Raw genomic sequence first — 754 nt, 5'->3', positions numbered from 1 at the left:
ACCTTGTGTTATTTGTCTTCCCATCATCCTTATCTTGAGAAGATAGGAAAGTCCATTCTAAATCTCTTTTGATTTCCTTTGAAGCTTTCTCAAATTGGTATTCTAATTCAGACTGACGTCCGTGGTTTTTAAAGGCATTAGCAGTATCAGATACTGTTACCACCTTTCTAAAAATCTGTGTATAGTTGTTGTGAACTTTCGTCGGTATCAAGATAGGAGCAGGTAGATTTTCTCTACTTTCTTCCCATGCATTGCTAGAGTTGACAAGTTCAAGACGGTCTGTTTGCCACTCGAATACACGGTTGTATACAGGGGCTTTACCAGTGAGAGAAGTAAAAGGAGTGTCGTAAGGAGAGATATTAGATACCCAGCCAGCGAACTCTTCTTTCGCTCCGAGTATTTCATACGAGATGAGGTTTGTAATGCTCATTTGAATCTCCTGAAAACAACAAAGGGGAGCGAATTGCTCCGACTCCCCTTCAGGTTAGATATTATTGAGTTACTGTAACAGCTACAGTAACATCTTTAGTACCATTGGTTACAACTACAGAAGTAGCTGGACCAGCAGCAACAGGTTTAACTGTCAGAGTCGTACCTGCGATGGTAGCGGTTGCTTGAGCAGCGGTAGGCTGAGTTTTAATAGTCAGAGTACCGAGTGCAGCACCAGCTGGGTCTGGAGTAAACGCTACAGTTTTACCATTAGCTGCATCAGTTGCAACAGACAGAGTCAGTGCAGTTGGAGTAGCAATAATGT

Annotated in this window: 2 protein-coding genes; both read right to left on the bottom strand. The window is 42.3% G+C overall.

Annotated features, from left to right (window positions below; all coding sequences use genetic code 11):
* Positions 1-430, bottom strand: a 430-nt coding sequence (locus N1032_RS25085) for a DUF5309 domain-containing protein (RefSeq protein WP_259543285.1), incomplete at its 3' end; no start/stop codon positions are given.
* A gap of 61 nt (positions 431-491) precedes the next feature.
* Positions 492-754: hypothetical protein (locus N1032_RS25080; protein WP_259543283.1), on the bottom strand; the 263-nt coding region annotated here is incomplete at its 5' end.

The organism is Herbiconiux daphne (assembly GCF_024979295.1).
Taxonomy (GTDB): Bacteria; Actinomycetota; Actinomycetes; order Actinomycetales; family Microbacteriaceae; genus Herbiconiux; species Herbiconiux daphnes.
Note: the sequence above shows the minus strand (reverse complement) of the source record. Positions and strands in the feature narration are given on the sequence as shown.